Below are 23,988 nucleotides of genomic sequence, written 5' to 3'. Positions count from 1 at the left end.
GACTTCCAACCGACTCGCCGACGTCATCCAAGCGCAATCCGTACGGCCTAGGCTGCCGGGTCTGTACCCGCCCTTTGGACCGCGCCGCGTCAGGGGGCCCTGAACCCGGTAGTCACTGGCGCGCGTGCCGCCCGGCGACCGCTTTGCGTCGGGGCCGCATGGCCGGCCATTGCCGCCTGGACTATCGATGTCTTACCCACGTTTGCCGCTGCGCCGCACCATTCTTTCTGTCGTACTCGCCGCCGGCCTGGCCCAGCCGGCATTCGCCGCCGATCCGCCCGCCAGCGCTGGCGCCGCCCAATCCCAGGGCGTCATCCGCGGCCTTGTCCTCAACGCCCGCGACCAGCAGCCGGTCGCCAGCACACGCGTCAGCGTGCAAGGCATGTCGGCCGCCGTGCAGAGTTTCTCGCTCGATCTGGTCAGCGATGCCCAGGGCCGTTTCCAGGCCAGCGTACCTGCCGGCGAGTTCGGCCTGACTGCCGAAGCCCCGGGCTTCGACCTGCTGATCCAGGACGGCTTGGCCGTGCGCAGCGGTGCAACGGTCGACACCACGCTCACCCTGGGCGCACCCGCTGCAGCCGATGCTGCCGTGTCGCCCGACATCGGCATCAGCCCCGCTGACGGCGCAGCGCCGTCAGCCGACGGCACGCAGAAACTCGGTGGCGTGAATGTGCGCGGCAACTACCAGCGCGGCGGCCAGGCCCTGTACCTGGACGAAAAGCGCGCCTCGCCCGTGGTCGCCGAAACCCTGGGCGCCGAACAGATCGCGCGCACCGGCGACTCCGATGCCGCGACCACGCTCAAGCGCGTCACCGGCCTGACCCTGGTCGATGGCCGCTTCATCTATGTGCGCGGCCTGGGCGAGCGCTATTCCAGCGTCAGCCTGAACGGCGCGCCGATTCCCAGTCCCGACCCGACCCGCCGCGTGGTGCCGCTGGATCTGTTCCCCACCGACCTGCTCGACGGCGTCGTGGTACAGAAGGGCTATACACCGGACATGCCCGGCGAATTCGGCGGCGGCGCGGTGCTGCTGCGCACGCGCGACGTGCCGAGCAAGTTCTTCTTCCGCATCAACGGCACCCTGGGCTATCACGATGGCACCAGCTTCGACGACGGCTATACCTACGAAGGCGGCGGCCACGACTGGACCGGCCATGACGACGGCACGCGCGCCCTGCCCGATTCGCTTGCCGCAGCCACCGCCGGCGGCGCCGTGCTGCGCCCGCAGACACCGCTGAACCCCAACGGCGCCACGCCGGCGCAACTGGAACGCTACGGCGAAGATGCAGCTGCCGGCGGCTACGACGTGAAGCGCGAGACGCTGGCGCCGGACATGGGCTTCTCGGCTGCCATCGGCAACCGCTGGAACATCGGCGAACAATCCAAGTTCGGCTTTACCGCGGCCGTGCGCTACAACCAGGCCTGGGACCGCAACGAGGAAGTACGCCGCACCTTCCAGGCCTCGTCGGCCGGGCTGGAACCAGCCGACAACCTGGCCGTCGACGACACACGCCGCAATATTGATTTTTCCGCTTTTCTCAATCTGGGCTATGAACTGAGCCCGCAGCACCGCTTCAACGCCACCAGCGTGCTGCTGCGCCAGAGCGAAGACCGCACCAAGCTGTCCGAAGGCATACAGGACGAACAGCAAGCGCGCTTCACCGAACTGCGCTGGACCGAAAACCAGCTGTTCGCCCAGCAACTCGGCGGCAACCACCTGTTTCCCGCCGCGCACGACCTGGCGCTGGACTGGCAGTACACCTGGGCCCGCGCCACCCGCGACGAACCCGACACGCGCAAATACCGCTACGACCGCGAAGCCGACGGCTCGCTGGTGTTCTCGCAGCGCTCGGATTCCAACCAGATGACCTGGGCCGAGCTGGACGACCACCAGCGCGACCTTAACATCAAGGGCAAGCTGCCCTTCGATTTCGACGGCACTACGCTGGATATCGCCTTCGGCGGCGAAAAGACCAAGCGCAACCGCGACGCCAGCCTGCGTAGTTTTTCCTTCAGCGCCGCCGGCCCGGTCGCGCGCGATCCCGCCGTGCTGGCACTGCCGATCGACCAGGTGCTCAGCCCCGAACACATTGGCCCCGACGGTTTCGTGCTGACCGAATCCACCCTGCCGACCGACAACTATTTCGCGCGCCAGGACCTGACGGCATGGTTCCTCGGCCTCGATGCGAACATTGCGTACAAATACCGTATTGCCATCGGCGCGCGGCGCGAAAAGAACGACCAGGCCGTCACCACGTTCGCGCTGTCCAATCCCGAGGCACCACCGGTCGTCGCCGGCGAAGACACCAACTCGACCTTGCCGTCTGCCGCGTTCACCTGGGCTTATAGCGACAACGGCCAGCTGCGCGCGAGCTACTCCAAAACGCTGTCGCGGCCCGACTTCCGCGAACTGTCGCCGGCGCCCTACCTCGACCCGCTGCTCGACGTGCAGGTCGTCGGCAATCCCGACCTGGTATCGGCCAGCATCCGCAACTACGACCTGCGCTGGGAGTACTACTTCTCGCCGGTCGAAACCTTTTCCATCGGCGCGTTTCTGAAGGAATTCGAAAACCCGATCGAGAAGACGCGCCTACCCGGTTCCGGCGTGCTGCTCAGCCTCGACAACGCGCAGTCGGCGCGCAACTACGGCATCGAGCTTGACGTGAGCAAGGGCCTGGAATTTGTCGCCGACTGGCCGGGTTTCCGCCATATCCACGGCGACTGGGCCAACTGGAACGTCGGCTTCAACTACGCGCGGATCAAATCGACCATTCAGCTCGATCCGCTCGACGCCAGCTTCCAGACCAATCTGAACCGGCCCATGCAGGGCCAGTCGCCTTACGTCGCCAATGTGCAGATCGGCCATCAGGCCGGCGACGGCAGCAGCGAAGCGACCCTGCTCTACAACGTCTCCGGCCGCCGCATCGCCGCGGTCGGCGTGGCCAGCCAGCCCGACATCTACGAGGAAGCGTTCCGCCAGCTCGACTTCCAGTACCGGCGCAATCTCGGCGATGCCTGGTCGTTCAAGGTGCGCCTGCGCAACCTGCTCGACCCGGCAGCGCGCTACACGCAGGGGCCGGAAACCACGCGCGAATACAAGAAAGGCCGCGCGGCCATGTTCACGCTGGAATGGAAGGGCTGAGCCAGTCACCGGGGTGTCCCAAAAGCGTCATGACGGCGCATCCAGACCGTCATCGGCGACCGCTAACGTTACCGGGCTACCACGCCGCATGGCGTTCCGTTCCGTGCATACAGAGGGTTGAAACGATGCGATTCACTATCCTGAAGCTGAGCGCGCTTGCGGGCGCTCTTGCCGCCGCGGTGTTCGCGGCTCCGGTTTCCCACGCCGCCGTGCGCTTCTCCGAAGCGACCGACGCGCTGTACTCCGACGCGACCCATGGCGGCCGCGGCTGGGTGGTCGATTACATCCCGCGCGCCGATGGCAGCGGCATTCTTTATCTCTACGGCGCTGCCTACGACGAAACCGGCAAGCAGGCCTGGATCACCAGCAACTTCGAAGTCAAAGAATTCGAATTCAAGAAAACCGACGTGCCGATGGCCATGCCGACCGGCGGCCGTTTCGGCGACACCTGGCCGAACGCGGTGACGCCGGTGGTCAACGGCAAGCTGGACGTGGAACTGCTCAGCTGCGGCGAACTCAAGATCACGGTCAAGCCGGACGCCGCCACCGGCCTGCCGACCTCGACCCAGACCCTGATTTCCAGCGCCGACTACGTCGGCTCGCTCGGCGTCAACGCAGTCAACGACAAGTGCGTGCAGAAGCGCAAATTCAGCGCCTGCCCGACCGGCACCACCCTGGTCGCCGACCGCACCTGCCAGATCACCGGCACCATCGCCAGCAACATGACACTGACCAACGAGACCACCTGGGTGCTCAAAGGCCTGGTCAAGGTTGGCGCGGACAACAGCAACAAGGTCAAGCTGACCATCGAGCCGGGCACGCTGATCACCGGTTCCGGCCAGGCTGCCGACTACCTGTACGTCGAGCCGGGTTCGCAGATCATTGCCGCCGGTACGCCGTATGCGCCGATCATCTTCACCAGCCCGGCCGACGGCGTTGCCGGCGGCGCGCCCAAGGCGGGCGACTGGGGTGGCGTCGTGGTATCGGGCAATGCACCGAACAACAAGTGTGTGGCCGCGCCGTTCGATTGCCGCAGCGAATTCGATCCCACCCTGCGCTACGGCGGCGACAAGCCGCGGGAAAGCTCGGGCGTGATCCAGTACGTGCAGTCGCGCTATGCCGGCTACATTTTCCAGACCGGCCGCGAAGTGAACTCTTTCACTTTCCAGTCGGTTGGCGACGGCACCGTGGTCGACCACATCCAGGCCTATCGCGGCAAGGATGACGGCATCGAATTCTTCGGCGGCAACGTCAACGTCAAGCATGCCGTGATCACCGAAGCCGGCGACGACGGCCTGGACTGGGACGAAGGCTATACCGGCAATATCCAGTACGTGCTGCTGCAGCACGGCACCGGCCTGGGCGAAGACAACGGCATCGAAGCCTCGAACCAGAACGCCAACCAGGACGCACTGCCGCGCGCCACGCCGAACGTGTCCAACCTGACCATGCTCGGCAACGGCCAGGGCGGCTACGGCGTTTACTTCAAGGAAGGCACCGGCGGCCGCATCAAGAACTCGCTGTTCGCCGGCTTCAAGAAGGGCTGCACCTTCATCACCAACGGTCCGACCTTCACCGCCGCCGGCACGCCGGCTGCGCTGACCGGCACGCTGAGCATGGATCACAACCTGCTCGCCTGCGACGCGCTGAACTTCGCCCAGGCCGCCGATGCACCGTGGACTGCCGAAGCGTTCTACAACGCCCAGGCCGGCAACAAGGTCGGCGACCCGCTGCTGCAGGGCTTCCTGCCCAAGGCCGGCTCGCCGCTGCTCGACAGTGGCCTGTCCAGCAACAACGTGTGGTTCACCCCGGTCGGCTATATCGGCGCCTTCCGCGATGCCAGCGACGACTGGACCCGCAACTGGACGACTGGCCTGACCCGCTGAGCAAGCCTGATGCGACTGGTGCCTGCACCCGGCCAGCTGCAGTAAAAAAGTAAACTTCGGCTGATATAAAGCATCGCCCACGGACGATACGGCACACGGAAGTGCCGCAGGGATGCAGAGCAGGACCAGCCCGGCGTGCGGGATGCGCACGGCGCGCTGCGGTGCAGGGAAGCGCCGATCTGATCGAGACGCAAAAGGCGCGGATTTCCGCGCCTTTTGTCGTTTTACCGAATTGGATTACAGCGCGGATCGCGCCAGTCCGTATCAATGCACGCTATGCGCCGAACCCGGCACGGCCAGCGCCTCGGCCGTTGCATCCAGGCCGATGCGGCCCAGCCGGTTCAGTGCCGCGACCGCACCGTAGCGCTGCACCAGCAGGCTGACGCCGCTCTCCAGCGCAGCCTTGTCCAGCGGCCAGGCATGAGCCAGCAGGCGCGGCTCGCCCTGCTGCCGTGCCTGCGCCACGCTGATCGCGACGATGCCCAGGCCACGTGCCTCGTGCGCATACAGCTGGGGCGGCGGCAGCGCCGCATCGCTGTCGGCCAAGTGCTGCAGCAGCAGCGCATCGTCGCCGTCGTTGCCGTCGAAAATCACGCTCAGCCCGTGGGCACGCAGCAGGGCTGTGTACTGGCGCAGCTCGAACAGCCAGCCCGCATAGCCGGTAGCGCGCTCGGCCGCATCGGCATCCTGGCCCTGCTCGGCCAGCCAGTCCGCATACAGCGGCAATGCGCAATGCACCCGTCCGGCGCGGAAGTACAGCTTGCGCCCGCGCGAGGTTTCCGCCTCGCCGTCGCGCTGCGGGTACAACAATCCAAATTCCAGCATCTGCCACAAGGCAGAAAAACCCGCATGCTCCATCTGTGCGCAGGTCAGCGCACACAGGTCGTGGCGGGTCAGGTAGCGAGCGTGTTCCAGCTGCACGCCGAGCGTGCGCATGAGGAAATCGGCGGTATGCGAACCCGCCTCGCCGCTGGCCATGAACACGTTTTCCATGCGGGCACCCAGCGCACTGGCGAGTGCTTCGTCAGCACTGAACATCCACGGCAGCAGCAGCATCGCGCCGGGCGCCTGTCCGGACTCGGGCTGCAGCGCGGCGCTGGGCATGGCGCCGTCGAAACTGCCGAAGGCGACGATGCGCCGCTCGCCGGCATCGCGCAGCACCTGGCCGTGGTGAACCAATTCCGCCAGCTGTGCCCATAGCGGCCAGCCGGGCCGCAGCAATTGCACATGATCGTAGAACGCGCCCAGCACCAGCAGATCGGCCTGAACCGCGCCGGCGCGATTCAGCGTCGCCGGCAGCAGGCGGGCCAGATCGTCGGCGATATGCCGGGCCAGTTCGTCGGCCTGGTCGCGGCTGAGGGTGAGGGAATTCGGCGAGCTGCCGGCGGAAAGTTCCAGCGCCAGGACGCCAGGACTGTGCAAGGTTTCGGACATGGAAGTCGGCAATACAGGGCGCAGGCAGGTGCGCGCGGGGCCGGCGAGTGTAGCATTCGGCCTCCGCCCTCCTGTTGCGCGCCCGTGATTGCCAAGCTTCGCTCCCAGTTGCCCGATGCCTGGCAATTCTTCGTCGCCCCGGCCCTGGCCGCGCTGCTCCCGTGGAAACTCGGCTATCGCTGGCTGCGCTGGCTCAGCCGCCATTCGCGCAGCGCGTTCGACGAGCCGGCCCAGGCCGCCGCCACGCAGGCGCCGAACTACCTGCCCATAGCCGACACGGCCGAGTTCGCCGCCAACGTGCGCCTGAACTGCCTGTGGGACACAGCCGACCTGTACCTGTCGCTGCTGCGCCCGCGCCACAGCCGGCTGCCCTGGCATGTGCAGAAAATCGGCGACTGGCCGCGCGATTCGCATTTCATCGCCGCCGGCTTTCACCACGGCCACGGCCACTGGGTATTCAAGACCCTGGCCCAGGCCGGCTTCGACGCCAGCCTGGTATCGGCGCGCTGGGACCGGGCCGACTATCCCGGCCTGCCCCTGCGCTACTACTACGGCCGCCTGCGCGGCGGCGACGTCGAGCGTCTGAGCGGCCGGCCGGTGGTGTTCCGTCCCGGCGCCAAGGCCCAGCTGGCGCAGGCGCTGGAACAGGGCGCCGCCGTGGTCAGCGTGCTGGACATGCCGCCGCGCATGGCGCCGCGCGGCCAAAAGCCGGTACGCCTGCTCGACCAGCAGGCCAGTTTTCCCGACGGCACGCTGGAACTGGCCAAGGCGGCCGGTGTACCCGTGGTGCCGTACTGGATGGAATTCGACCTGGCCCGCGGCACGCGCCGCTTCTGCATAGGCCAGCCGCTGGACCCGGCCGATCCAGCTACCTTGCAGATCCTGGCCGACATTCTCGATCGGGCGATTCGCCTGACCCCGTCGGCCTGGTTCTTCTGGCCGGAATGGCCGCGCTGGATCGAAGACGCGGCGAACACCGGCAGCGCGGCGGAAAACACGGCCGCCGGCTGAGCGTGCGCCGGCGCATTTGCCAGTTGTCCGGACCTGCCCCCGTCGTTGCCGCATGACAGGACGGTTAAACTCCGCGCTTCCCAGCGAGCCAGCGGGTTTCACCCATGTCCGTGCCAGCCATACAGCCAGCCGCAGCGATCGATCGCGACTACAGTCTCGAACACAAGTACACACGTAGCGAAGGTCGCATCTATCTGTCGGGCGTACAGGCGCTGGTACGCCTGCCGCTGATGCAGCAGATGCGCGACCGCGCCGCCAGCCTGAACACGGCCGGTTTCATCTCCGGCTATCGCGGCTCGCCGCTGGGCGGTTTCGATCTGGAATTGTGGAAAGCGCGCAACCACCTCAAGTCGTCGAATATCGAATTCCAGCCCGGCCTGAACGAAGACCTGGGCGCGACCATGGTATGGGGCTCGCAGCAGGCCAACCTGTTCCCCGGTGCGAAATACGACGGCGTGTTCGCCATGTGGTACGGCAAGGGCCCAGGCGTGGACCGCTGCGGCGACGTGTTCAAGCACGGCAACGCCGCGGGCACCTCGAAACACGGCGGCGTGCTGGCGCTGGCCGCCGACGACCATGCCTGCCGTTCCTCCACATTGCCGCATGGTTCCGAACTGGAATTTGTCTCCGCGATGATGCCGGTACTGAACCCGGCCGGCGTGCAGGACATCCTCGACATGGGCCTGCTCGGCTGGGCCATGTCGCGCTTCACCGGGCGCTGGGTCGGCTTCAAGACCATCGCCGAGACAGTGGAATCGTCTGCCTCGGTCAACGTCAATCCGCACCAGCTCGACATCGTCGTACCGGAAGATTTCATCCTGCCCGCGGGCGGCCTGAGCATCCGCTGGCCCGACCCGCCGCTGGACCAGGAAATGCGCCTGCACCAGTACGCCGTGCAGGCCGCGGTCGCCTTCGCCCGCGCCAACCGCATCGACCGCACCGTGATGGATTCGCCCAAGGCACGCCTGGGCATCGTCACCACCGGCAAGAGCTACCTCGACGTACTGCAGGCGCTGGAATACCTCGGCATCGGCGAGCGCGAAGCGGCCGACATCGGCCTGCGCGTCTACAAGGTCGGCATGACCTGGCCGCTGGAACCCGTCGGCATCCGCGAATTCGCCCGCGGCCTCGAAGACATCATCGTGGTCGAGGAAAAGCGTTCCTTCATCGAATCGCAGATGAAGGAACACATGTACAACTGGGATCACCACACGCGTCCGAGCATCGTCGGCAAGTACGACGAGGAAGACAACTGGATCCTGCCCTCGACCAACGAGCTGACGCCGGCGCGCATCGCCCGCGTGATCGCGAAACGCCTGGCGCGCTTCTTCACCTCCGAGACGATCGAAAGCCGCCTCGCCTTCCTCGCCGCCAAGGAAAAGGAACTGGCGCAGCCGCGCGCGAGCTTCCCGCGCGCCGCGCACTACTGCTCGGGCTGCCCGCACAACACCTCTACCGTGGTGCCGGAAGGTTCCCGCGGCATGGGCGGCATCGGCTGCCACTACATGGTCACCTGGATGGACCGCCGCACCGAAACCTTCACCCAGATGGGCGGCGAAGGCACGACCTGGTGCGGCCAGGCGCCGTTCACCGAGACCAAGCACGTATTCCAGAACCTCGGCGACGGCACCTATTTCCACTCGGGTTCGCTGGCGATCCGCCAGGCGATCGCGGCCAAGGTCAATATCACTTACAAGATTCTCTACAACGACGCGGTCGCGATGACCGGCGGCCAGCCCGTCGACGGCACCCTGACCGTGCCCGACATCGCCCACCAGGTGCGTTCCGAAGGCGTCAAGACCATCGTGCTGCTGTCCGACGACATCGGCAAATGGACGCGTCCGGAACTGTTCCCCGACGGCGTCGAATTCCTCGACCGCGGCGAACTCGACGCGGTGCAGAAGCGCCTGCGCGAAGTACCCGGCACCACGGTCATCATCTACGACCAGACCTGCGCCACGGAAAAGCGCCGCCGCCGCAAACGCGGCAAAATGGAAGATCCGAAAAAGCGCGTTTTCATCAACACCCAGGTCTGCGAAGGCTGCGGCGACTGCGGCAAGAAATCGTTCTGCGTGTCGGTGCTGCCCAAGGAAACGGAGTTCGGCCGCAAGCGCGAGATCGACCAGTCCAACTGCAACAAGGACTATTCCTGCGTCAAGGGCTTCTGCCCCAGCTTCGTCACCGTGCACGGCGGCGGCCTGAAGAAGCGCAAGGGCGTGGGCAAGGTCGATTTCGACGCGCTGCCCCAGCCCAGTTTCGCCAGCAATCTCGACCAGCCCTGGAACATCCTCGTCACCGGCATCGGCGGTACGGGCGTGGTCACCATCGGCGCGCTGGTCGGCATGGCCGCGCACCTGGAAGGCAAGGGCGCCACGGTGCTGGACCAGACCGGCCTGGCGCAGAAAGGCGGCGCGGTCACCTGCCACCTGCGCATTGCGCGCACGCCGGCCGACATCCACGCCGTGCGCATCGCCGCAGGCGAGGCCGACCTGGTACTGGGCTGCGACATGGTCGTGGTGAACGACTACTGGGCGCTGTCGAAGATCCGCGCCGGCCGCACCCATGCGGTGCTGAATACCTACGAGGCGATGCCGGGCACCTTCACCACGCGTCCCGACATGCAGTTCCCCTCGGCGCAGATCATCGATGCGGTAAAAGTGGCGCTGGGCGCCGAGGCGCCCGAGCTGGTCGATGCGACCGGCCTGGCCACCACGCTGCTGGGCGACTCCATCATGGGCAACCTGTTCATGCTCGGCTATGCCTGGCAGAAGGGCTGGGTGCCGCTGAGCCTGGACGCGCTGATCCGCGCGATCGAGCTCAATGGCGCGGCCATCGAACAGAACCGTGCCGCCTTCAACTGGGGCCGCCTGGCCGCTCACGACGTCGCCGCGGTACTCGCCGCCACCGGCAAGAACAGCCAGCCGGAGCTGCCCGATGCCCTGGCCCTGGGCGGCGAAAGCCTGCTCGACGACCGCAAGATCTCGTCCGACCTGGAAACCGTCGTCGCGCGCCGCGTCGCCTTCCTCACCCAGTACCAGGATGCAGCATACGCACAAAAGTATAAGAACCTGGTCGACCAGGTGCGCGGCGCCGAAGCCGCCCGCCTGCCGGGCACGCTGGCACTGACCGAGGCCGTGGCACGCTACGCGTTCAAGCTGATGGCCTACAAGGACGAATACGAAGTCGCCCGCCTCTACACCTTGCCGCAGTTCCGCGAGCAGATCGAAGCCACCTTCGACGGCGACTACAAACTGCACTTCCACCTCGCCCCACCGCTGCTGTCGCGGCGCGACAGCGAAGGCCACCTGATCAAGCGCGAGTTCGGCCCCTGGGTGCTGAGCGCGTTCAAGCTGCTGACCAAGTTCAAGGGCCTGCGCGGCGGCGCACTGGACATCTTCGGCAAGACCGCCGAGCGGCGCATGGAACGCCAGTGGATCGTCGTCTACTTCGCCGCGGTGGAAGAACTGGTCCGCACCCTCAACGCCGACAACCGCGCGCTGGCCGTCGACATCGCCCGCGTGCCGGAACAGATCCGCGGCTACGGCCACGTCAAGGAAGCGCACGAAGCCAAGGCCAGGGCGCAGTGGAACGACCTGCTGGCGACCTGGCGCAATCCCAAGGCAGTGGCGGTCAAGCTGGTGGCCTGAGCGCCGCGCAAGGCTGTACGGCATCGCCCCGCGCAGCGGCCCAGGGCCGCGCGCGGGGCGAGCCGCGCAAAGCTTACAAATCTCTGCATAATCGGCGTTTCTCTGTCACGCCGAAGCGTCGTTCGCCTCTGCGTGCTGCATCGCCCGGAGGCCCATGGATCGGTCGCAGTTCATTCAGCTGCTTGAGCATTTCGACCTCGGCAGCCTGTTCAGCCTGCACACGCTGGAGCGGGCTTCCGACTACGTCGACAGCGGCCGCGTGCTGACCAAGAACTACGAGTCCGAAGGCCAGGCCGGCGTGCTGGTCGGCCTGGTGCAAGGCAATTCCACGGCGCCGTACCACTGCGGTTTCCGCATGCTGCCGCGGGGCGGCCGGCAGCTGGACGTGGACAGTTTCTGCAGCTGTCCGGTCGGCTCGGCCTGCAAGCACGTCGCGGCCATGGTGCTGGAAACCATGGGCGAGGACTGGGGCGACGACGACGAGACCGTGCCGTTCTCGCTGGTGCCGCCACCGTCGCCGCAACAGCTCAAGCCCGATCTGCGGCCCTGGGATCAATGGCTGTCCAGCCTCAACCTGCCGGCCGATGCGGCCAGCGGCTCGGCCGAAAGCCGCGTACTGGGCTTTCTGTTCGAAACCTCGCCGAGTTCGCGCCCGGCCGGGCTGTGCTCGCAAGCCGTGTGGTTTCGCCACGGCAAGCGCGGCGGCCTGGTGTCGCCGCGGCCGGTACAACCCAATGCCGGACGCGGTGACCCCTGGGTAGGCCTGTCGCCGGACGAATTCATGCGCATCGCCGAGCTGCGCATGGCCCAGGCCGAATACTTGCGCAACGGCAGCTGGCAGCGCCTGGCCTCGCCGCGGCACGAGAACTGGCTGCTCGAAGTGCTCAGCAACGCGCCCTGCTATTTCGGCAAGCCCGGCAGCGCCGCGCTGAAACTGGGACCACGCCGCGACGTGAACTGGAACTGGCAGCCGCTGCCCGACGGCACCCAGCGCATGGCAGCCAGCGTGGTCGGCGCCGGCGCCGACACCCAGCTGCTGCGTATTGCCGGGCTGTGGTACTGGGATGCGGCCAGCAACGAGATCGGCCCGGTCGACGGCGACGTCGCCATGGCCGAGCGCCTGCTGCGCGCGCCGGCGGTACAGCCGGAACAGGCACCGCTGCTGCGCGAACGCTGGAAGAACACCGAATCGCTGGCGGCCGTGCCGATGCCGGCCGACCACGGCCAGATCGAACTCGTGCAGGTACCGCCGACGCCGGTGCTGCGCCTGGGCACGCTGCGCGCGCGGCTGCATACCCGCGGTGCCGCGTCGAACTACGTCGCCGGCTGCCTGCACCTGAGTTTCGACTACGCCGGCCATCGTGTCGGCGTCAGCGTGCAGCCGCGGGAACGCCGCTTCGTCGACGGCCGCGTGATTGAAATCCAGCGCGACCGCAGCGCCGAGATCGCCGCCTACGAACGGCTGGACCGGCACAAGCTGGTCGAGGTGAACGATGTCGCCTATGCCCATGCGGTGGCCCTGCGCGAGCACGAGGAAGGCACCTTCGTGCTGGAACGCGGCCGCAACGAACTGGCGCCGCCGGACCATCTGCTGGCCCTGGCCATGCGCCTGCAGGCCGACGGCTTCCAGCTCGAGTTCGACGCGGGCTCGCCGGTGGAAATCCTGCCCGCGCCGGACGCCTGGCATGCCGACGTCAGCGACAGCGGCAATGCCTGGTTCGACCTGTCGCTGGGCATCGACATCGCCGGCGAGCGCGTCGACCTGCTGCCGATACTGCAGCGCGCGCTGACCGACCCTTCATTTCCCCTCAGCCCCTTGCCCAAGGAAGCCGCCGACGCGGTATGGCTGGCGCCAGTGGACGAGCGCCGCCGCGTGCCGCTGCCGGTGGCGCGTGTACGCGCGCTGATCGCGCCGCTGCTGGAGTGGCTGGAGCAGGGCAATGCGCGCGAAAGCCTGCAGCTGCGCCGCGCCCAGGCCGGCGTGGTGGAGGAACTCAGCCACGGCGCGGCCGCCCTGCCCTGGCGCGGCGCCAATCGCCTGCGCGACATGCTCACCCAGCTGCGTGCGGAACGCGCACCGGTCAGCGAACCGGAAGGCTTCGGTGCCACCTTGCGCCCCTACCAGCGCGACGGACTGGCCTGGCTGGAATTCCTCGGCCAATCGGGCCTGGGCGGCATCCTCGCCGACGACATGGGCCTGGGCAAAACCGTGCAGGTGCTGGCCCATCTGGAAGCCATGCGCCAGCGCGGCGAACTGAACCTGCCGGCGATGGTGGTGGCGCCGACCAGCCTGGTGTGGAACTGGCGCGCCGAAGCGCTGCGTTTTGCGCCACAGCTGAAAACCCTGATCCTGCACGGCGCGGCGCGCGAGGCGAACTTCGCCGCGATCGGCAATCAACACCTGATCATCACCACCTATCCGCTGCTGGCGCGCGACCGCGACATACTGATCGAACAGCGCTTCTCGCTGCTGATCCTGGACGAGGCGCAGGCGATCAAGAACGCGCGCACCCAGGCCGCCAAAGTGGTGCGCGAGCTGGATGCGCGGCGGCGCCTGGCCATGACCGGCACGCCGCTGGAAAACCACCTGGGCGAGCTATGGGCCCAGTTCGATGCGGTGGAACCCGGCCTGCTCGGCGATGAACGCAGCTTCGTGCGCCACTACCGCACGCCGATCGAGAAACACGCCGATCCCGAACGCCAGAGCAAGCTGCACAAGCGCATCGCACCGCTGATGCTGCGCCGGCGCAAGGAAGACGTGCTGACCGACCTGCCGCCCAAGACCGTGATCGAACGCGGCGTCGAACTGATCGGCAAGCAGCGCGAACTGTACGAATCGCTGCGCCTGGCCCAGCACGAGCGCGTACGCGAGGCGATCCGCGAACGCGGCCTGGCCCAGTCGGGCATCGTCGTGCTGGATGCGCTGCTGAAGCTGCGCCAGGTCTGCTGCGATCCGCGCCTGGTCAAGCTGGAACGCGCGCGCAAGGCGCCGGAATCGGCCAAGCTCGACCTGCTGATGGACCTGCTGCGCGAACTCGTCGCCGAAGGACGCCGCGTGCTGGTTTTCTCGCAATTTGCAGAAATGCTGGAATTGATCGAACGCTCGCTGGTCGAGGAAGCCATTCCGTTCCAGACCCTGACCGGCCAGACACGCAACCGCGCCGAGCTGGTCGATGCTTTCCAGGCCGGCCAGGTGCCGGTATTCCTGATCAGCCTGAAAGCCGGCGGCGTCGGCCTGAACCTGACCATGGCCGATACCGTGATCCACTACGACCCCTGGTGGAACCCGGCGGTCGAAGCCCAGGCCACCGACCGCGCCCACCGCATCGGCCAGGACAAATCCGTGTTTGTCTACAAGTTGATCTGTACTGGAACCGTGGAAGAAAAAATCCAGGACATGCAGCAGCGCAAGGCCGACCTGGCCCAGGCCGTGCTCGAAGGCGGCACGACCCAGGCCCTGCGCTTCGACGAGAACGATCTGGCCGAGTTGTTCGGCATCGATTCCTGAGCCGCACCGGCGCCTCGTACGGCGGCCGGAAAAAGGCCAGCACACCGGCGTTGATCTGCCGCTGCGCTGCCGCCGGCGCCCTGCCGGGCCCAGGCGTGCAGGCCGCCGGCAGTGCGAAGGCGGAATGCCGCGCTGTTCTGCAGACTGCGGCTCAGCCGCGCACGAACACCAGCAGGCGGTTGTTCGCCGGCAGAGCGTGGTCTGCCTGCAGCTGCAGGCCCTGCGCCGCGGCCAGATCCGCCACCGCCGCGCGATCGCGGATGCCGCGATGCGGCACGGCGGCGCGCAGCGCGGCATCGAACGCGGCGTTGCTCTCGCTGCTGAAACGGCCGTCGATATTGAACGGACCGTAGATCGCCACGACACCGCCGGCGCCGAGCACGCGGCCAATGCCGTCGAACATCTGCTGCACTTCGGCCCAGCTCATGATGTGCAGCGTGTTGGCGCTGAACACCGCATCGAACGGCATTGCCGGCCACGGCCCGGTCGCCACATCCAGTGGCAGCGGCGCCGGCGTGTTCGGCAGCGCGGCCTCGTCCAGCCAGGCGCGGATACCCGGCAGGTTTTCCTCGCGGTCGGCGCATTGCCATCGCAGCCAGGGCAGGGCTGCGGCGAAATGCACGGCGTGCTGGCCGGTGCCGCTGCCGATCTCCAGCACCTGGCGGCTGCCGGCAAAGACGCCGCGCAGCACGCCGAGTATCGGCTCGCGGTTGCGTTCGCAGGCGGCTGAATACGGCTTGCTGCTCATGCGCCGGCCACCTTTGCCGCCGCTTCCGGCCGGGCGCGCTTGAGCACCGCCACCGGCTCGGCCCAGGCGCTGTTGGGACGGCGCTTGGTCGTGGTCAGCACCAGGTCGCTGGGGTTGAACACGTTGAGATTGTGGGTGATCGGCGTGGTCAGGATGTACTGCGCCTCGGTAGCGCGCAGGAAACTGCCCACTTTTTCAATATTGAACACATCCAGATGGGCAAACGGTTCGTCGATGAAGACGAAGCCGCCGGGATGGGTTTCATCGCGCAGCAGCGCCACCAGCAGCAGCAGCGATTTCATCACCTGCTGGCCGCCGGACGCCTCGCCGTCGTCCAGCCCGATCCAGCCCTTGCGGTCGAAGTCGAAGCGCACGCTGAGGCCGGCCTGGGCCAGGGCGATGTCATCGTTGGCCAGTTCGGGCTGGTCCACTTCCACATTGATGCCCGACAGCTCGCCCAGCGCACGCAGGTTCTTGGCGTACTGCCGCACAGTCGCGCGCAGCACGTTGATATACGCGCCGCGCGCCTCGTCGGTGATGCGCTTGGCCCGGGCCAGGTGCGCATCGCGCCGGCTCAGGGTGGATTCCAGCGTCTCATGATCGGCGCCGATCTTGTCGCGCATGGCCACGCAGGTATCGTCGGTGACGAAGCCGCCGCGTTCGATGCGATGGCTCAGGCGTTCCAGCTCGCGCTGCACTTCGTGGTGGGTTTCGAATTCCGCATGCGCGGCGGCCAATGCCTCGGGCTTGCGCCAGGCCGCCGGCAGCAGATGGCGCTGGTGGCGGTATTCGAGAATGCGCCGCACCTGGGTGTTGCGCTCCTGCGCCAGCTGCTGTTCTTTTTCCTGGTGCTCGCGCTGCAGGTTGCCACGCTGGGCGCGCCGGTCGCCGGCGGCCATTTCTTCCTGCTTGTGCGCCTGGCGTGCTGCGTCGACGGCATCGCGCGCAGCGCTCAGCGCTGCCGCGCTGTCCTGCGCGCTCTGCTGCAGCGCGGCCAGCGCTTCGTCGGCGGCGGCGAACTCGCTGGCCCGCGTGACCAGTTCCTGCGCTGCATCGAGCTTGAGCAGGCGCGCCTGGTTGCTGTCCAGGCGCAGCACCAGGGCGCTGCTTTCCTGGCTGCGTGTGTCCTGCGCCTGCAGCAGCGCCGCGTGCTCGCGCTGCAGTTCCTGCAACTGCGACTGGCGCGCGCTGGCGCCGAAATTACGTTCTTCCGTGCCGATATGGCGGCCGCCACGGTGTTCGCGCAGATAGCCCTTGGGCGTGATCCAGTCCTGCCCTGCCGGCAGGCGCGAGCCGGCGGCCACGTCGGCGACGCGGCGCAGCTTGTCCAGCTGCCGCGGCAGCCAGGCCGGCGGATCGGCGGAGAAACGCAGCACTTCCAGCAGCGAGCCGGCGCTGGCCTGTTCCACAGGCGCGCGCTCGGCCACGACGAAATGGCGGTACTGGCATTGCTCGCCCAGCGCGAACGCGGCCTTGGCGTCGCCGGGCGACGCCAGCAGCACCAGGTGGCGATACGGATTGAGCACCGCCTCGACCGCGGCCTCCCAGGCCGGGTCGGTCACCTCAACCACGTCGGCCAGCATGCGATGGGCGATGCCGGCCACGTCCAGCGCACTGCGGAATTCGCGCTCGAAGCCGGGCGCATAGCGCTGGCCGCTGGCCAGCGCAGCAATCTGCGCGTCCAGTTCGGCCTTGCGTTCGCGCGCCCGTTCGTTGCCGAGTTTCAGTTCGGCCTGGCGCCGGCGGTCCTGCTCCACCTCGCGCAGCAGCGCGGGCACGTCGGCAGAACCCTGGCTCGCGGCGACGCGCTCCAGCTGTTCGCGCCGCTTGGTCAGTTGCTCCACGTCGCGCGCCGCATCGCGCGCGACGAGGAATTCGCCTTCGGCACGCAGCGCGCGTGCCTGCGCCTGCTGCAGCTCCTGCTCGCAACGCTGCAGTTTCGCCACTGCCGCGGCTTCGGCGGTTTCCAGCGCGCGCTCGCGTTCGCGGCAGTCGCGCAGGCTGCGACGCAGGCCGGTCAGGCGCGGGCGGCTGCCGTCGAGCGAGGCCTTGCGCTCGGCCAGGGATACTTTTGGTGCAACTTCCACTTCTAGTCTATGCCGCTCGCGCACGATCTCGCCGTACTCCTCGAACGAGCGCACGTCGGACTTGGCCGCTTCCAGCCGCGTATGCAAGGCGGCCAGATCCTGCCCCAGAACCTTGAGCTCCTGTTCGGTGGCGAACTGCTCGGCGCGGGCGCGCTGGTAGTCTTCCAGCACCGGCTTCTCGCCGAACACATCCCAGACCAGTTGCAGCAGTTCCCGCGGCGGGTACTGGCACAGCTTGTCGGTAGCGCCCTGTTCCAGGGTCAGCACGCGGCGTATTGCCCGGGTCAGGCCGGCGCCTTCCAGGCGGACGCGGTAGTCGCGCAGGCCCAGCCATTCGCCGCCCTGCGCTTCTATCGCCTCGATGCTGCTGTCGCCGCCGACGATCTGGTAGTCGCGCGTCCAGTCGCCGCCCTTCTTGCGGATGCGGCAGGCCAACGTCACTTCCGCGTCCATCAGCGGGAAGAACGGCCGGCGGCCGTTGCGGTCGGGCCGGTTGCTGACCACGCCGCGCAGCCAGGCCAGCGGCTTGCCGTTGTGGCGCAGATAGGTCTTGTAGTCGCGCGCGGTTTCGCGGTCTTCGATCGCCAGCAAGGTGCGCAAGGCGTCCAGCAGCGTGGTCTTGCCTGAACCGTTCGGCCCCACCACGGTGACGATGGCCGCATCCAGCGGCAGGGTGAAACGCTGCCAGTAATCCCAATGCACCACTTCCAGCGCGCGGAATTCAAACATTGCCGTTCTCCGCGTCGGCTTCCGCCGCTTCTTCCCGCGCGTTCTGGCGCGCCTGTTCCACCACGAAGGCGAGGGCGCCGTCGAGCACGCGCCGCGCCGTGCGTTCGTAATCGAAAGCCAGGTCGAGCAAAGGCCCTTCGTAGATGCGTTCCTTGCGCCGCACGATGAAACCATGCCGCGCCAGCACGCCCAGGCTCATGTTCAGGCGCATCTTGCCGCCAAGCTTTTCGCCGAAATCGGCCAGCAGGGTGCGCTCGGCCAGGGGCTCGGCCACTTCGCTGCCGACCGGCACCGGTTTCATCTCGGCGAAGATCTGGCCCTGGTCCTGGCCGCGATCGGCGTCGACGCGGCTGATCTGGCGCTGGCGTTTGGGAAGAATCAGCAAACTCCACAAAACCACCAATAGCGCGACGGCGTCGCGGTCCAGCGCCAGGTTGCTGGCCGACCAGGCCTTGGGCCCGGCGAATACGGCGGCTTCCTGCGCCTTGGCCACGGCAATGCCGACATGCGCAGCGTAAGGGTGATCGAGCAGGCGCAGGCCGGCGGCGGCCAGGCGGCGGTCCAGCTCTTCACGGAAGCCGGCGTCGGTCAGGGCCTGGCGGGCGAGTTCGTCCTCGCGCGGCAGCCAGCGTTCGGCCAGCAGGCGCGCGATCAGCGCGGCAACAGGGTCATTCATGCGGATTTTCCTTGGCTGCGCGGCGCGTACGCGCGGGCGCGGGCGCGGGCGCGACAGCTTGCAGCAGCGGAACCAGGCGGCCGGTGCTGATCTGGCCGACTTCGCCCTCGTCCAGCGTTTCCAGCTCGCCACTGAGTTGCAGATACAGCGGCAGGCGCGCGAGTTCGGCCAGCGGCCCTTCACGCGAATCGGCTGCCGGATCGCCGAGCAATCCCAGCAGCGACAGGCGATACGCTGACACGGCGAAATTGTCGCTGGGCACCAGCTGCGCCAGCGGCGCGGCGGCAATGAGTTCGGCCAGCTGGCTCTGCCAGGCCTGGGCCAGGCCGTAGTCGTTGGAGGCGACGGGGGCATCGTGCTGCTCCGGCGCCGTGCTCGCCTCGGGCAGGCTTTCGACGATGCCGACTTCGCGTTCGCGCTCGACCAGTTCGTAGTCGGCCACGTCCAGCGCAATATCGCCGAGCACGAAGGCCGGTGCCAGGCGCAGGGCCAGTACGTCTTCGCTCAGGCGCACCAGCGCGTCGCGGTCGGCTGCGCGCAGCCACTGGTTCACGTCCGACGAGGAAAGCCCGCTGCCGCCCAGGTGTACGCGGTGGCGGTCGAGCTGGTTGAGCGCGCGCTGGAATACCGACGCCTGGCGCAGCATGGCGCTCTGGGCACGGCCGATCTGCTGCGCAACGCGGTGCGTGGCCGGATCGAGTTCGCCGTCCTGGGCAATCAGGCGCACGACAGCCGTGCCCTTCTCCACCCAGCGCCAGACCGATTTCAGTGTCGCCGCCGCGGCGCGGATGCGATGTTCCGAACCACTCAGTACAGCCCGGTCGAAATCGTCGCGCAGCTCGTTCAGGCGCGACAGCAGGTGTTGCAGATCTTCACTGCCGACACGGCCGGTGGATTCGCCCGCGGCAATCTGCGCAGTGACATAGCCGAGTTCGTCGTTCTCGCCCTGGAACTGCAGCAGCAGGCTCAGTGCCGACAATGCCTGGCGCCCGACCGGGCTGACACGGTAGCGCTGGGTTTCGCTTTCCCAGGTCAGCAGGCTGTGGTCGCGCAGGCGCAGCAGCACGGTATCCAGCTTGGTCGCATCGACATAGGCGAAGTGCTCGCGCAGTTCCTGCGGGCTCCAGTCCGGCGCCGAACCGCGTTCGCCTATGGTGCGCAGCACCAGCAGGCGCACCATGACCGCGTCTTCGCCGCCGTGAAACAGGGTGGAAAACGCACGCAGCAGTTCGCGCGCCTTGCGCAGCGGAAACAACGCGGGGATGTCGTTGACGAGCAGGCCGGGACGCAGGAAATCCTGCAGGCCGTCGTCGGACGTGCTTCGGGACACGAAATTCCAGACCACCGGAGACAGCCGGCAATGGTCCGGCATGCGCAGCGGCAAGGCAAGCGAACGCCGGCTTTGCCGCACGCAGCGGGGCTAACGTTTACTATTGCGGCCGCCGACCCGGGTCCGATCGTCGGCCGGCAGGATGGCGCTACAGGCAAGGAATCTCAGCGATGTCGACAGTCCGACGTCTGGTCGCCGCCGCATTCGCGCTGGCAACAAGCGCAAGCGCCGCGGCAACAGCCGACTGCAGCTGCACCGGCGCAGCCGCCAGCCTGGACCAGGCCATGGCCGGCAGCAGCTACGTCTTTCGCGCCGTCGTCGTCGGTGCCGAGGTCAATCGCACCAGCGGCGGCTTTGCTACCGATATGTACCTGAGCGAAATCATTCCGCTCAAGGGCGGCAAACCACCGTTCAGCAAACTGGAAACCGCAGTGCCGTCGGCCTGTGGACTGCGCGTGGAAGTGCCGCAGGAATACTGGTTCTTCGCCACCGCCGGCGGCGAAATCGCGCCCTGCTCCTACAGCGGCCCCGCCGGCGCGGCGGCGTTTGCAGCGCTGGAAAGTCAGGTGCGCGACGCGGTGGCGAAAAGCCGCTCCAGCGAATACGACAGCAAAGGCTATGGCCGGCTGCAGACCGGGCTGTCGTCGATACCCTACCTGGCCGCCGCCGTGACGACGTTCGTGTTTCTCGCCGCCGTGCTCTGGTTGCGCGGACGGCAGGCGCGGACAACGACGCCGCGGCCGCCCGGGCAGCAGACCTAGCAGAAGCGGCTCAGCGCCGCAGCCGCGCTTCCAACTCGGCAATGCGGGCCAGCCATGGGCTGGCCTTGCCTTCGGACCAGAGCTGCCTCAGTTCGGACACGGTCGGATCTTTCACCCGCTCCAGGGCTTCGCTGGCCTGCGGCGCCAGCGCGGCGATCTTTTCCTTCGGCTGCTTGTCCAGCCAGGCCTGCAGTTGCGCCGGCAAGGCCGGACTGGCCTTGCCCCTGGCCGCGGCGATGACTTCGGCCGCGGCCACCGCGACGGAGCCGTCGGGCGCTTCGATCATTTCGCTCTTCAGCGCGCTTTGCAGCGCCTCGCTGACGACTTCCGGGCCGGCAGCCTGGGCGCAGACCTCGACCCAGTCGAGCGCATCGTCGTTGTCGAAGCTGCCTTCACCCCAGGCTCCCGCCCAGGCAGACAGCGACAGGCACAGTGAAAGCACAGCAGTAGCGATCCGTTTCATGGGGAGTCGACACCGGGTTCAGGCCGCATCGCGCGATGGCGGCGTGGAAGAAGAGAGCAAAGAGAACAAACCGAGCCTGGCCAGCGCATAGCCGAGCAGTGCGGCGGTCAGACCGCGCAGCAAAGCCCAGGAATCGAAAAGATTGTGCGGAGCCGTCTTGAAGAAGGCCAGCGACTGGGCCGCGCCCAGCAGCTGCACCCGAACAAACACGGCCAGCACCTGCAGCAGGCGCAGGCGCGAAACACCAAACCACCCGTACAGCAGCATGGCGGCGCCATACGCCGCCAGGTACCACACCAGCCGGCTGTTATCGATGGCTTGCCCGATGGTCGAACCGTAGATCTCCCAATGGCTCATGCTCAGGCCAATGGCGAAGCCGACCAGCATCCCCGAGAACACGATCGCTACCGCAAATGCGGCAATACGCAGCCAATGCATGCCTGGGTTCCCCAACACCGTGTGAGATCGGCCGGCAGCGACGAGGGCGATGACGGCCGTACTGGCGGCACCTGATCTCCGCCGCCGGACGCGGGAGTCTATACCGGCGGCGTGCCGGCGCAATGCCGGCTGCCAAGTCGCCGGCGCATGGCTGGTACGCGCGCAATCCGTGCCTGGCGGAACCCGCGAACCGCCGCTCCTGCACGGCAGCAGTGCTGCTGCAGCTCCCCGCAGCCGGTGATAGCCCACCGCAAAAAAATCCGCTTGTGGACATTATGCACAGTCGTGCCTGCGCTGCCGTCGAGCAGCGTTTTCCAGGGGAGATACCGCTCATGTCACCTGACCAACTGCGTCGCTGCGTGCCGGCTGCACTGCTGGCACTGTGTCTGCTGTCGTCCACGTTTGCGGCCAGCGCCGCGCTGCCTTTGCGTGCGGCCGCACCGCAGTCCAGCGACCGGCTCGACCAGATCTACTACGCGCAGCCGCACAACACGTATCTGCACAGCGACAAGCTGGCCAGCTGGCTCGACGCCGGCTATCGCACGCTGGAACTCGACGTCATCGACAACGGCGACTGGGAGAAAGAGCCCAAGGGCCCGTATGTGGCACACAGCATCAATCCGGGCAACACCAACTGCAGTGCGGCCAACAATGACCGCCTCGGCGACTGCCTCGACGATGTGACGACGTGGCTGGACGCCAACCGCGACATCGGCGTGCCGCTGCTGATCTTCGTCGACATGAAAGCGAACTCGGACCCGGCCAGCGCGTGGAAACCCGACGAGATCACCCAGCTCGACGGCTTCATCCGCAGCTATCTCGGCGACCGCCTGTACACCTACCGCGACCTGCAGACCTATCTGGGCAGCAATCCCAATCGCAGCGGCCTCAAAACAAAGGGCTGGCCGGCCCTGTCCGCGCTCAAGGGCAAGATCATCGTGCTGTTCACCGGCGGCTACTACGGCGACGTGAACTCGCGCATGAACGATGCCCGCAAGGAAATGGTCGCCGCCGAGCAGGGCGGCCCCACCGCGTTCCTTTGCCCGGATGTGGACAGCAGCGACCCGGACGAGATCTCCGGCACCATCGACGGCATCAGCGCCACTGATTCTGCATTTTACTTTTGTACCAATATGCAAGCTGGCGACAACGACCAGTACGTGCTGAACCGCTCGGCCGAATACCGCCAGCTGATCCACCAGTGGGGCGCTGCCGGCGCGTTCAAGAGCACCGACTACGCCTGGAGCTATATTTCGGTCGCCCACGGCGCCAGCGCCATAGGCTGGGACGTGACCGAGACGCTGAGCGACACCCAGGTATTCGAGCCCGACTGGCTGGACAGCATCCCGCTGGTGGGCCGGCGCCGCAGCCTCGCCGGCTATTTCGAACTGGTCACGCGCTTCAATAGCCAATGCGTCGACGTCAGCGGCAGCAAGTACAAGAACGGCACGGATCTGATCCAGTACCCGTGCAACAAGACCGCGGCGCAAAGCTTCGTCTATACCGCGGAAGGCCAGCTGCGGCCCAAGGGCGACAAGAACTACTGCGCCGATGTCGACGGCGGCAAGGGCAAGGCGGGCGAGAAGCTCAACATCTGGAACTGCGATGGCGGCGAGTCGGAAAAATGGGCCATTTCGCCGGCTGGCCTGTTCGCCAACCGCGCCGGTAACTGGGCTTTCTGCATGGATGTGTCCGATGGCAGTTCCGCCGCGAGCACCAAGCTGCAGCTGTGGGGCTGCAGCGCGGACAATCGTGCACAGCAGTTCGACCCACGCGTGGTACCGGATTTCTGAGCAACGGCGTGGGTCGCGCTCGGATGAATGGCGGATCCGAAAGCGTCTGAAGCGACCTGCTTGTTTCCGGGCCAAGCGCAGGACAAGGCCGGCGCGCGACAACGTGTTCTGCGAGAGCGATGGCTTCGATTCTCTCTCCCCACCCGGCCAGCCTGCCGGGAAAGGGCTTTGCAGCAACGCGGCAAGCCTTAGACCAAGGTCGATGCGGCATCACACCCCGAGACCGGTCCATCGGGATTTCCCTCAGCCGGCCCGATGGCTTTTCCTCAGTTACACGCCGGCTTAACTGACGAATCGTATCGCTTTGTAAACATACACTTTTGGCACGATTGTTG

At 67.0% G+C, this 23,988-nt stretch carries 14 protein-coding genes; 7 read left to right on the top strand and 7 right to left on the bottom strand.

Translation table 11 applies throughout. From position 1 onward, the window contains the following. Nucleotides 1-187 precede the first annotated feature (187 nt). Nucleotides 188-3,142, top strand: coding sequence for a TonB-dependent receptor (locus DFR29_RS26085; protein ID WP_133821588.1), 2,955 nt, complete (start codon nt 188-190; stop codon nt 3,140-3,142). Nucleotides 3,143-3,267: 125 nt separating this feature from the next. Beyond that, nucleotides 3,268-5,028 carry a hypothetical protein gene (locus DFR29_RS26080; RefSeq protein WP_133821587.1) on the top strand — a complete coding sequence of 587 codons (1,761 nt, stop codon included), beginning with the start codon at nt 3,268-3,270 and terminating at the stop codon, nt 5,026-5,028. 264 nt (nt 5,029-5,292) lie between these two features. Here the strand turns inward: DFR29_RS26080 and DFR29_RS26075 are convergent, their stop codons facing one another. Further along, a complete protein-coding gene (locus DFR29_RS26075) occupies nt 5,293-6,462 on the bottom strand; it encodes a hypothetical protein (protein WP_133821586.1) in 1,170 nt (389 codons plus the stop codon). Nucleotides 6,463-6,546: 84 nt separating this feature from the next. Here DFR29_RS26075 and DFR29_RS26070 point away from each other — a divergent pair, with 84 nt between their 5' ends. From DFR29_RS26070 to DFR29_RS26060, 3 genes are all read left to right on the top strand, one after another. Continuing rightward, a complete protein-coding gene (locus DFR29_RS26070; RefSeq protein WP_133821585.1) occupies nt 6,547-7,473 on the top strand; it encodes a lysophospholipid acyltransferase family protein in 927 nt (308 codons plus the stop codon). 104 nt (nt 7,474-7,577) lie between these two features. After that, entirely contained in the window at nt 7,578-11,120 is a 3,543-nt protein-coding gene (locus DFR29_RS26065) for an indolepyruvate ferredoxin oxidoreductase family protein (RefSeq protein ID WP_133821584.1), read from the top strand. A gap of 154 nt (nt 11,121-11,274) precedes the next feature. Then, nucleotides 11,275-14,628 (top strand): DEAD/DEAH box helicase, encoded by a 3,354-nt coding sequence (locus tag DFR29_RS26060; RefSeq protein ID WP_133821583.1) that lies wholly within the window; start codon nt 11,275-11,277, stop codon nt 14,626-14,628. Nucleotides 14,629-14,779: 151 nt separating this feature from the next. Here DFR29_RS26060 and DFR29_RS26055 read toward each other — a convergent pair whose 3' ends face one another. Genes DFR29_RS26055 through DFR29_RS26040 form a run of 4 tightly spaced genes read right to left on the bottom strand, consistent with a single transcriptional unit; the run spans nt 14,780 to nt 20,198 of the window. Further along, entirely contained in the window at nt 14,780-15,376 is a 597-nt protein-coding gene (locus DFR29_RS26055) for a DUF938 domain-containing protein (protein ID WP_133821582.1), read from the bottom strand. Then, nucleotides 15,373-18,192: an AAA family ATPase gene (locus tag DFR29_RS26050; RefSeq protein ID WP_133821581.1), complete on the bottom strand. Its 2,820-nt coding sequence runs from the start codon at nt 18,190-18,192 to the stop codon at nt 15,373-15,375. Before DFR29_RS26050 ends, DFR29_RS26055 begins: the two co-directional genes overlap by 4 nt. Then, nucleotides 18,185-18,868, bottom strand: a complete 684-nt coding sequence (locus DFR29_RS26045; protein WP_133821580.1) for a hypothetical protein — start codon at nt 18,866-18,868, stop codon at nt 18,185-18,187. The genes DFR29_RS26050 and DFR29_RS26045 overlap by 8 nt, the downstream gene beginning before the upstream one ends. Continuing rightward, the gene (locus DFR29_RS26040) at nt 18,861-20,198 is read right to left on the bottom strand and encodes a hypothetical protein (protein ID WP_243746187.1); all 1,338 of its coding nucleotides are present in this window, start codon (nt 20,196-20,198) and stop codon (nt 18,861-18,863) included. The genes DFR29_RS26045 and DFR29_RS26040 overlap by 8 nt, the downstream gene beginning before the upstream one ends. 170 nt (nt 20,199-20,368) lie before the next feature. Here DFR29_RS26040 and DFR29_RS26035 point away from each other — a divergent pair, with 170 nt between their 5' ends. Further along, a complete protein-coding gene (locus DFR29_RS26035; protein WP_133821578.1) occupies nt 20,369-20,959 on the top strand; it encodes a hypothetical protein in 591 nt (196 codons plus the stop codon). Nucleotides 20,960-20,969: 10 nt separating this feature from the next. On the opposite strand, the gene DFR29_RS26030 is transcribed toward DFR29_RS26035, so the two are convergent. Together DFR29_RS26030 and DFR29_RS26025 are read right to left on the bottom strand one after the other, a co-directional pair. Next, complete coding sequence (locus DFR29_RS26030) at nt 20,970-21,422, bottom strand: DUF4259 domain-containing protein (protein ID WP_133821577.1); 453 nt, start codon at nt 21,420-21,422, stop codon at nt 20,970-20,972. 18 nt (nt 21,423-21,440) lie between these two features. Then, nucleotides 21,441-21,860: a hypothetical protein gene (locus DFR29_RS26025; RefSeq protein WP_133821576.1), complete on the bottom strand. Its 420-nt coding sequence runs from the start codon at nt 21,858-21,860 to the stop codon at nt 21,441-21,443. Between the two features lie 332 nt (nt 21,861-22,192). On the opposite strand from DFR29_RS26025, the gene DFR29_RS26020 reads away from it, so the two are divergent. Then, on the top strand, nt 22,193-23,653 hold the full coding sequence (locus tag DFR29_RS26020) for a Ca2+-dependent phosphoinositide-specific phospholipase C (protein ID WP_166654346.1): 1,461 nt from the start codon (nt 22,193-22,195) through the stop codon (nt 23,651-23,653). Nucleotides 23,654-23,988: the final 335 nt, after the last annotated feature.

The organism is Tahibacter aquaticus, from assembly GCF_004363655.1.
In the GTDB taxonomy this organism is placed as follows: domain Bacteria; phylum Pseudomonadota; class Gammaproteobacteria; order Xanthomonadales; family Rhodanobacteraceae; genus Tahibacter; species Tahibacter aquaticus.
This window is presented reverse-complemented; position numbering and strand designations above follow the sequence as displayed.

Excerpts from the sequence above, each read along its gene's own strand:
- DFR29_RS26085 (WP_133821588.1), top strand. The coding sequence starts at position 188 with ATGTCTTACCCACGTTTGCCGCTGCGCCGCACCATTCTTTCTGTCGTA.
- DFR29_RS26080 (WP_133821587.1), top strand. The coding sequence starts at position 3,268 with ATGCGATTCACTATCCTGAAGCTGAGCGCGCTTGCGGGCGCTCTTGCC.
- DFR29_RS26075 (WP_133821586.1), bottom strand. The coding sequence starts at position 6,462 with ATGTCCGAAACCTTGCACAGTCCTGGCGTCCTGGCGCTGGAACTTTCC.
- DFR29_RS26065 (WP_133821584.1), top strand. The coding sequence starts at position 7,578 with ATGTCCGTGCCAGCCATACAGCCAGCCGCAGCGATCGATCGCGACTAC.
- DFR29_RS26060 (WP_133821583.1), top strand. The coding sequence starts at position 11,275 with ATGGATCGGTCGCAGTTCATTCAGCTGCTTGAGCATTTCGACCTCGGC.
- DFR29_RS26055 (WP_133821582.1), bottom strand. The coding sequence starts at position 15,376 with ATGAGCAGCAAGCCGTATTCAGCCGCCTGCGAACGCAACCGCGAGCCG.
- DFR29_RS26050 (WP_133821581.1), bottom strand. The coding sequence starts at position 18,192 with ATGTTTGAATTCCGCGCGCTGGAAGTGGTGCATTGGGATTACTGGCAG.
- DFR29_RS26045 (WP_133821580.1), bottom strand. The coding sequence starts at position 18,868 with ATGAATGACCCTGTTGCCGCGCTGATCGCGCGCCTGCTGGCCGAACGC.
- DFR29_RS26035 (WP_133821578.1), top strand. The coding sequence starts at position 20,369 with ATGTCGACAGTCCGACGTCTGGTCGCCGCCGCATTCGCGCTGGCAACA.
- DFR29_RS26030 (WP_133821577.1), bottom strand. The coding sequence starts at position 21,422 with ATGAAACGGATCGCTACTGCTGTGCTTTCACTGTGCCTGTCGCTGTCT.
- DFR29_RS26025 (WP_133821576.1), bottom strand. The coding sequence starts at position 21,860 with ATGCATTGGCTGCGTATTGCCGCATTTGCGGTAGCGATCGTGTTCTCG.
- DFR29_RS26020 (WP_166654346.1), top strand. The coding sequence starts at position 22,193 with ATGTCACCTGACCAACTGCGTCGCTGCGTGCCGGCTGCACTGCTGGCA.